This is a genomic window from Bacillus sp. SIMBA_005 (assembly GCF_046535585.1).
Classification (GTDB): domain Bacteria; phylum Bacillota; class Bacilli; order Bacillales; family Bacillaceae; genus Bacillus; species Bacillus pumilus.
In genome coordinates this window covers 1-7,550 of record NZ_JAWRWI010000020.1, presented here as the reverse complement: position 1 = coordinate 7,550, position 7,550 = coordinate 1, and the positions used below count along the sequence as shown (strand labels likewise).

Annotated in this window: 13 protein-coding genes; 8 read left to right on the top strand and 5 right to left on the bottom strand. The window is 39.8% G+C overall.

The window, feature by feature from the left end:
• Positions 1-139: 139 nt before the first annotated feature.
• A complete protein-coding gene (locus SB660_RS18795; protein ID WP_180310309.1) occupies positions 140-1,123 on the bottom strand; it encodes a metal ABC transporter solute-binding protein, Zn/Mn family in 984 nt (327 codons plus the stop codon).
• A gap of 214 nt (positions 1,124-1,337) precedes the next feature.
• Here SB660_RS18795 and SB660_RS18790 point away from each other — a divergent pair, with 214 nt between their 5' ends.
• Positions 1,338-1,904: a beta-class carbonic anhydrase gene (locus tag SB660_RS18790; RefSeq protein ID WP_061409236.1), complete on the top strand. Its 567-nt coding sequence runs from the start codon at positions 1,338-1,340 to the stop codon at positions 1,902-1,904.
• A 1-nt stretch (position 1,905) separates the two neighbouring features.
• Here SB660_RS18790 and yidD read toward each other — a convergent pair whose 3' ends face one another.
• Positions 1,906-2,130 (bottom strand): membrane protein insertion efficiency factor YidD, encoded by a 225-nt coding sequence (yidD, locus tag SB660_RS18785; RefSeq protein ID WP_003217666.1) that lies wholly within the window; start codon positions 2,128-2,130, stop codon positions 1,906-1,908.
• 126 nt (positions 2,131-2,256) lie between these two features.
• Between yidD and SB660_RS18780 the strand changes: the two genes are divergently transcribed.
• Positions 2,257-2,730 carry an S-ribosylhomocysteine lyase gene (locus SB660_RS18780; RefSeq protein WP_003217624.1) on the top strand — a complete coding sequence of 158 codons (474 nt, stop codon included), beginning with the start codon at positions 2,257-2,259 and terminating at the stop codon, positions 2,728-2,730.
• A gap of 115 nt (positions 2,731-2,845) precedes the next feature.
• Positions 2,846-3,280 (top strand): FixH family protein, encoded by a 435-nt coding sequence (locus tag SB660_RS18775; RefSeq protein ID WP_061409231.1) that lies wholly within the window; start codon positions 2,846-2,848, stop codon positions 3,278-3,280.
• Positions 3,281-3,288: 8 nt separating this feature from the next.
• Here the strand turns inward: SB660_RS18775 and ytzI are convergent, their stop codons facing one another.
• Positions 3,289-3,435, bottom strand: a complete 147-nt coding sequence (ytzI, locus tag SB660_RS18770; RefSeq protein ID WP_180310310.1) for a YtzI protein — start codon at positions 3,433-3,435, stop codon at positions 3,289-3,291.
• A 131-nt stretch (positions 3,436-3,566) separates the two neighbouring features.
• On the opposite strand from ytzI, the gene SB660_RS18765 reads away from it, so the two are divergent.
• From SB660_RS18765 to SB660_RS18750, 4 genes are all read left to right on the top strand, one after another.
• Positions 3,567-4,004 (top strand): Dps family protein, encoded by a 438-nt coding sequence (locus SB660_RS18765; protein ID WP_058014987.1) that lies wholly within the window; start codon positions 3,567-3,569, stop codon positions 4,002-4,004.
• 125 nt (positions 4,005-4,129) lie between these two features.
• On the top strand, positions 4,130-4,321 hold the full coding sequence (locus SB660_RS18760; RefSeq protein ID WP_003217712.1) for a hypothetical protein: 192 nt from the start codon (positions 4,130-4,132) through the stop codon (positions 4,319-4,321).
• Between the two features lie 156 nt (positions 4,322-4,477).
• Entirely contained in the window at positions 4,478-4,882 is a 405-nt protein-coding gene (locus SB660_RS18755) for a phage holin family protein (protein WP_180310311.1), read from the top strand.
• 43 nt (positions 4,883-4,925) lie between these two features.
• On the top strand, positions 4,926-5,234 hold the full coding sequence (locus SB660_RS18750; protein ID WP_410583724.1) for a hydrolase: 309 nt from the start codon (positions 4,926-4,928) through the stop codon (positions 5,232-5,234).
• 29 nt (positions 5,235-5,263) lie between these two features.
• On the opposite strand, the gene SB660_RS18745 is transcribed toward SB660_RS18750, so the two are convergent.
• Together SB660_RS18745 and SB660_RS18740 are read right to left on the bottom strand one after the other, a co-directional pair.
• Positions 5,264-6,055, bottom strand: coding sequence for an AIM24 family protein (locus SB660_RS18745; RefSeq protein ID WP_058014988.1), 792 nt, complete (start codon positions 6,053-6,055; stop codon positions 5,264-5,266).
• 21 nt (positions 6,056-6,076) lie between these two features.
• Positions 6,077-6,730 (bottom strand): TerD family protein, encoded by a 654-nt coding sequence (locus SB660_RS18740; protein ID WP_410583721.1) that lies wholly within the window; start codon positions 6,728-6,730, stop codon positions 6,077-6,079.
• 248 nt (positions 6,731-6,978) lie between these two features.
• Between SB660_RS18740 and ytkD the strand changes: the two genes are divergently transcribed.
• The gene (ytkD, locus tag SB660_RS18735) at positions 6,979-7,455 is read left to right on the top strand and encodes an RNA deprotection pyrophosphohydrolase (protein WP_034665337.1); all 477 of its coding nucleotides are present in this window, start codon (positions 6,979-6,981) and stop codon (positions 7,453-7,455) included.
• The last annotated feature ends 95 nt before the right edge of the window (positions 7,456-7,550 follow it).

Sequence of the window (7,550 nt, the reverse complement as noted above, 5' to 3'; positions counted from 1 at the left end):
ATGATGTTTTTATCAAAAAAATGTGAAAACCCCACTTTTACTTGAAGTAAAGGTGGGGTTTGTCTACGGTCTGAAGCACACCCTACAATGGTGTGCTTTTTTACAGCAAAAAACCCGGGAGATCACCCGGGCCTAACAATTAATCATTTAAAGCGGTTTTTAAGGTCTTTAGATTTTGTTTCATTAAGCTGACGTAGCTTTCACCTTTTTTTGCATCATCTTCAGTAATAGATTCTAAATTTTTAAGTGTGAGGCTTTTTGCCCCAATTTCACTGCGGATCGTATCTGAGACTTTGCTGCTGACGTTGTTTTCAAAAATCACATATTGAATGTGATGCTTTTCAGCTTTTTGGACAATGCTTTCAAGCTGCTTTTGTGAAGGCTCTTCAGAAGCGGATAACCCTAATACACTGATTTGTTCAATGCCGTAGCGCTTTTCCCAATAACCGTAGGCTGCATGCGAAACAAGGATTTCTTTATGTTTTGCTTTAGATAACGTTGTGTTGAACTCTTGATCTAGCGATTGCAAATCTTTTTTTAGTTTTTCATAGTTTTTTGTGTATTCGTCTTTATGATCTGGATCTAATGAAACGAGTGTATCTTTAATGTTTTTCGCCATTTGCTGTGCATAAACAGGGTCTAACCATGCATGAGGATCTTTATCTCCGTGATCGTGTCCATCATGTTCATGATCTTCCTCTTCATGATCGTGATCTTCGCCTTCTTCATGTGAATGCTCTTCTTTTGTCGATAACAATTTGATGCCTTCGGCTGCTTTGACTGTTTTCACGCCTTGGTCTTTTAACGTAGAAGCGGTTTTGTCAGCGAATGCTTCAGCGCCTGTGCCGCTGTAGATGAAGGCGTCTCCTTCAGCCATTTCAACCATCGTTTTTGAACTTGGTTCAAAGCTGTGTGCATCTGCATTGGCAGGGTACACGCTTTGCGCATGAACATGAGAACCGCCAATTTTTTCAGTGAAATCTAGAATCGGGAAAATGGTGGTGTAAACGGTCAGCTTTCCGTCTGCTTTTCCTTTTGAAGCATTTGTCCCCGCACTGCTTGAGCAAGCGGCAAGACCGATCGCAAATAAAGCAGCTGTTAACATATAAAAGATTTTTTTCATGTGGAAAATGTCTCCTCTCAATCTATTAGATAGAAATGATTACGATTTAATGTCCTGAGTTATTGTATCGTAATAATTACGATTTGAAAAGAGGAAAATAAAAAAATTTCATCAGCAGATGTTTCCTTTTAAAAAAATGTGCTGCAAAACGTGACGAAATTTCTCACATTGTGCTATATTTATTTTTAAAAAAAGATAAAGGAATGGACAACGTATGAAACTTTTAGAAGAAATCATCGAATATAATCAACAATTTATTGAAGAAAAGAAATACGAAGAATTTACAACAACGAAGTTTCCACAGAAAAAAGCTGTCATTCTGTCATGTATGGATACAAGGCTTGTCGAGCTGCTTCCACGTGCAATGAACATGAAAAATGGAGATATCAAGATCGTTAAAAGTGCTGGTGCTCTTGTTTCTCATCCATTTGGAAGTATTATGCGAAGCATTTTAGTGGCTGTTTACGAATTAAATGCTGACGAGGTTTATGTCATCGGGCATCATGATTGCGGTATGAGCAAAATAGACAGCCAGACACTTTTAAACAAAGCCATTGAGCGTGGTATCCCAGAAAAACGGATTGAAGTACTGGAATACTCAGGAATCGATTTTAAACAGTGGCTCAAAAGCTTTAGTTCGGTTGAAGAGAGCGTGAAGGACAGTGTGTCCGTTGTGAAAAATCACCCGCTTCTCCCATCAAATGTGCCTGTGCACGGTCTTGTCATTGATCCTGGAACTGGCAAGCTTGACGTAGTCGTCAACGGATATGAAAAAAAGTAAGTTATTTTTCCTTTTTCGGCGGGACAGGATCGATGCCGCCAGGATGGAGCGGATGACATTTTAATATCCGTTTGATGGTGAGCCAGCCGCCTTTTAAAGCGCCATGCGTTTTGATCGCTTCTAACCCATAGTTTGAGCATGTTGGGTAAAACCGGCAGCTAGGCGGTGTAAGAGGGGAAATACATTTTTGATAAAAGCGTATGATGCCGATAAAAATTTGTTTCATAAAGGTTCCTCCTTGTCTGTCTTTCACAGTATAAGAAAAAAGGACAAGGAAGGAAAGTTTTATAAACTAAACTGGTCGGAGAAATATGTTATAATATAGGAAATTGCAATTATAGGAGTGGTGATTATGCCTTCAGTTGAAAGCTTTGAACTTGATCATAATGCTGTAAAAGCGCCATACGTTCGTCATTGTGGCGTTCATAAAGTGGGATCAGATGGAGAAGTCAATAAATTTGATATTCGTTTTTGTCAGCCAAACAAGCAAGCGATGAAACCTGATACGATTCATACATTAGAGCATTTACTTGCGTTTAACATTAGAACACACTCAGAGAAATACGATCATTTTGATATCATTGATATATCTCCAATGGGCTGTCAGACAGGCTACTATTTAGTGGTCAGTGGTGCACCAACTCCAAAAGAAATCGTTGAGCTTCTTGATGCAACATTCAAGGATGCAGTTGAAGTAACAGAAATTCCTGCGGCAAACGAAGAGCAATGCGGTCAAGCGAAGCTTCATGACCTTGAAGGGGCAAAACGTTTGATGCGTTTCTGGCTTTCTCAAGATCAAGAAGAGCTTCTCAAAGTATTTGGTTAATCAATCAAAAACCGGACATGATGATGTCCGGTTTTTTTTGTATTCGATCATGAGATGTCAAAATAGGGGATATTTGTTAAAATGGACATGTCAGTAAAAGAAGGGGGAACTCGGGATGCGAAAAATGTTGGGAATGATATTGATGCTCTTGTTACTAAGTGCATGTGGGAACTCTGCAGCAAATAGTGAAAAAGGGGAGGTACCTGAGCTATTAGAAGTGAAGCTTACAGGACCTGAACAAGTGGAGAAAAATGAAAGCGTTATAGTAAAAGCAGCTGTCACATATGGTGATACGCCTGTCGATGATGCAGACGAAGTTCAATTTGAAGTGTGGAAAGATGGCGATAAGGATAACAGCCAGATGATTCAGCCAAAGAAAGAGAATAAAGGTGTATATGAATTGCATACAGCCTTTAAAAAAGATGGCCTTTATATCATACAAGTCCATGTGACAGCTAAACAGCAGCATAATATGCCAAAGACGAACATTCAAGTAGGTGATGTGAAAAAAGAGAGTTCATCTACTGAAGAAGAAACTTCACATCATTAAGTGGCATTTTATTTCGGGTTAGGACGTTGGTTTGGTTCAGCATCCTGTGGTGTATCGATTTTATGCTTATAGTCATAAGCCTTCGATGTTGTCCACAGCGATAAAAAGACAACGATTGAGATAATGATAAAGCTGATAATCCCAAGTAGCAGCATCTAACTCCCTCCTTATTTCCATATTAACATATATTTCATGCAGCCAAAATAGAAGAAATTCATCGCAGGTTTCAGTATAATAGGAAAAGGGTATTCTCATACTAAACGCAATTACATAAGGAGGAATAAACATGTCTGAAAAATTATTACACGTCGTCAATAAACAAGTAGCAGATTGGACTGTGCTTTACGTAAAATTACATAACTATCACTGGTACGTAAAGGGAAAAGACTTCTTTACACTTCATGAGAAATTTGAGGAACTTTATACAGAAACAGCGACATACATTGATGATTTGGCTGAGCGTATGCTTGCTTTAAATGGACAGCCTGTTGCAACAATGAAAGAATGCTTAGAAATTTCTAGCATTCAAGAAGCTGAAGGTAATGAATCAGCGGAGCAAATGGTGAAAAATCTATATGATGATTTCTCCAATATCGCTGAGGAATTAAAACAAGGAATGGAGCTGGCTGGAGAAGTTGGCGATGAAACAACAGGTGATATGTTACTTGCGATTCATCAATCTATCGAGAAACACAACTGGATGCTTAAAGCATTTTTAGGATAATACGTATGTGGAAGGAATGTCGATCGTTAAGAGATCGACATTCCTTTTTTGTTGGAATCGTGACAGACAGCCCATTGAAATCATAGGGCTTTCAGCCGAAGAGAAAAGAGAAGGGAGGGGAGAAGATGTCTTCTATTGCAGGAATGATGAGTCAGCAAGTCGCGAGCATTCAAAAAACACTTAATATTAGTTTGTTGAATTCACAGCTTGCTACGAATACAGCACAAGCCATGGTCATGCTGGATCAAGTTCAGCAGCAGCCTCAAGCTGTTCAGCCAAAGGATTCAGACGCTCGCTTTATTGATGTGAGAGTCTAAAGATGGAAGCCGCCACACAAGGCGGCTTTTTTTCTTGTCATCACTCTGTCTGATTGAAAAGGCGACGCCTTTATTTTTTGTCGTCCAAGCTATTGCGAAGATCTGGCATATACTATTGAGGTAAGGAGTTCCACTTTGAAAGGATGTTGATGCCAAGTGAGCAAGGATTTAGGCATCTTTTCGTTGTTTACAGTCAGTTTGTCAGCGATGGGCTTTCTGTTTGGTGGAGCAGGATATTTACTGATGATATTAGTAACACTCATGGCCATTGAATTAATTTGTTCAAGCCTAAGAGAATCTTTGACAGGACAGCTCACAATGAAACGTTTTTCTACGCGGCTTGTTCGAAAGATTGTGACGGTCTCTCTAATATCCATGGCGCATTTCTTCGATGTCATGCTGAAGACAAATGGGATGATTAAGGATTTAGCGATCATCTTTTATATTATTTATGAATCTTACCAAATCGTCTCGACAGCCAATGCCCTCGGAATTCCCATTCCACAGTTGTTTATTGATGTGTTGGACATGTTAAAAAATAAAATGCGCAAGAAGCCGTAATTTCTTCATATCTGGTCATACTAAAGGAAAAAGGATGAATCAGATGACGAGACACACATATTATGTATCTGTACAGGATGGATCGATATCGCAGCATAGAGATGCTGCGGCTTGGCAATTTCAAATAGAAGCAGACGATGATCAAATTTTGCAGCTGAGAGACTATTTCGATGAACAGTATATGACAGATTGGAAAGGCTTCTTTCGAGCGCATGTTCCGTATCTTGAATATCATTATGACAGTCCGAATGATGAAATGGATCGAAAAAGAAAAGAGATATACTCAATGATTTTCGAGTTCGGAAATGAAGAGACAAAGAACTTTATTGAAACAAATGGATTAATGAATTGAAAAAGCATGTAGAGATTTTCTACATGCTTTTATTTTCGCGGTTGTAAGATGCCTCCGATCAGGTCACTAAGCCCGCCTCTATTCTCTTGCTGAGATGTCTGTGAATTCGTGAATTCATGAGAGGAGCTCTGGCTCTGAGGCTTGTAACGGTTATCATCTAAACCAACCCGTAAGCCGGATGTCCGCTCAGATGGCTGGATAATGACAATTTGGTCTTGTTCTTGGAACTCAAATAAGTAGGATTCACCAGATGTTTGTCCGATGAGGGTCTTCCAGTTCACATCTAATTTGACCTTCGGTGCTTTACCAGTCCAAGCGACAATGGCGTCAGGATCTACACGGCAAGGGGCTTTTAAAATGAGCGGGTTTCCATTTGTTTTAATGGCGACCTGCGCCCCGTGGCCTTGATAGGAGAGCTTTGATGTAAACAGTCCTTTCTGTGATAAAATCCCTACGCCTACTGGTGTCACGCCGTAATGACATTCCTCAGTAAAGGCAAGTAAATCCTCGCTTTCTACACTTACATGCTGCCAAGGACCGCTCGGCTCAAGATTAATCACTGTCACGTGCTCGCTGGAATCAGCTAAATAACAAGTACCTTGTCCACTGACCTCCATCACTTCAAGGTTTTCACCTGTCAATTTCCTGCTGATATGGTTAAATACTTGACTGACCATATTTCCTTTGTTTGTTCCGAGGAGTCGTTTGCGGTATTGAAACGTACCTTGATCGGCAATCATTGCGCCTTTTTTCGCAAAAAAGATTCCGCTGCCTTCTGCTTGTAAAGTAAGTTCTTCTATTGTGGTGAAATGAAATCCCATTGGTGCCGGCTCCTTTCTGCGTCAAGATGTGAATCCGTAGATGCGGCATAAATCATTTAAATCTAGCGTAGTTCCTTGCCCGGTTGCGATGATTTTCCATTCTTCCTCATCTCTTATGAGTTGAGCGCAAATGATGGAGGTACAATATGAATAATCTTCTGTTAATTGAAAGGTACAAATTTCTTGTTGTGAGATTTGATCAGTCAGATGCACGTAAGCGTTCGTCACTTGTCCAAAATGATGCTTGCGCTCGTGTGCATCATGTATCGTAGCTGTAACAACGATTTTATGAATATTTGGAGAGACTCTGCTTAATTGCATAATGATCATTTCATTGTCTCGATACCCGCCGCCAACTTGATGATCACCAAGATGGCGAACAGCTCCGTCTAAGCTTTGCTGCTGATGATAATAGATCAGATGGCTTGGAGACAACAGTTTGTCCTCTTCATTTAAGAGAAACACTTGCGTATCTAAATCAATTGGCTGGCCAGCCAAATCCCAGCCAAGCCCGATTTGAATTTGGTCGATATTTGGATTGTCTTTTGTTAAATCTAGCTTTTGCCCTTTGATGAGGTGTTTGTTGATCACCTCATGAGGTGCGTCTTCTTTTTTGATTTTACTGGGTGTAAGCGCTTGGTCTTTCTCTTGTTTTGACCCATTTGTTATCCTCATGCTGTTTTCCTCCTCGTCGTAATAGGACAAACACTCATTGATTTACGTCATCAAGGGATAAAAGGTTTCATGATTAAAATAGGGTGAAGTTGGGGATGATAAAAAGGTTTTAGCAACAATACCTTATATTAAATACAGACGAAATGAAACCACTCGTTTGTTTCACTTTTGATAAAAATTCTTCAGAGAAATGTGATCTGTGGTATGATGTTTTACAAGAAGCAAGGACAGGATATGAGGGATTTCACATGCATGTATTTAAAGACTATTATCATAATACGGTCAAGCTCTCCTTTGAAGAGAAGCCTTTTTCAAGTCATCCAAAGCATGTTTGGGCCATTTGCCGTTACCAGGGAAAATGGCTGCTCACTGAACATGAGGATCGGGGCTATGAGTTTCCAGGAGGGAAAGTTGAGCCAAATGAAGAAGCGGACCAAGCCGCTATACGTGAGATTCAAGAAGAGACGGGTGCTGTTGTTCGTGAATTAACGTATATTGGCCAATATCAGGTGCTAGGCAGAGAAAAGGTCATCGTAAAAAATATTTATTTCGCTGATATTGAAAGGCTAGTGAAGCAAGACACGTATTTTGAAACAAAAGGACCTGTTCTTTTCGCAGACTTGCCAAGATCCATCGCAAAAAATAAGAATTTCAGTTTTATTATGAAAGATGATGTGTTAAGACAAAGTCTTGCTTATTTAGAAAAGAACGGTTTGATTCGTTAAAAAAAGCGCAGGGAGATCTGGGACTGACCCCCGTTATTGAGACAGGGATCAAAACACCTTTATACAGCCAATTGCCGATAGTTTATCGGTGATTG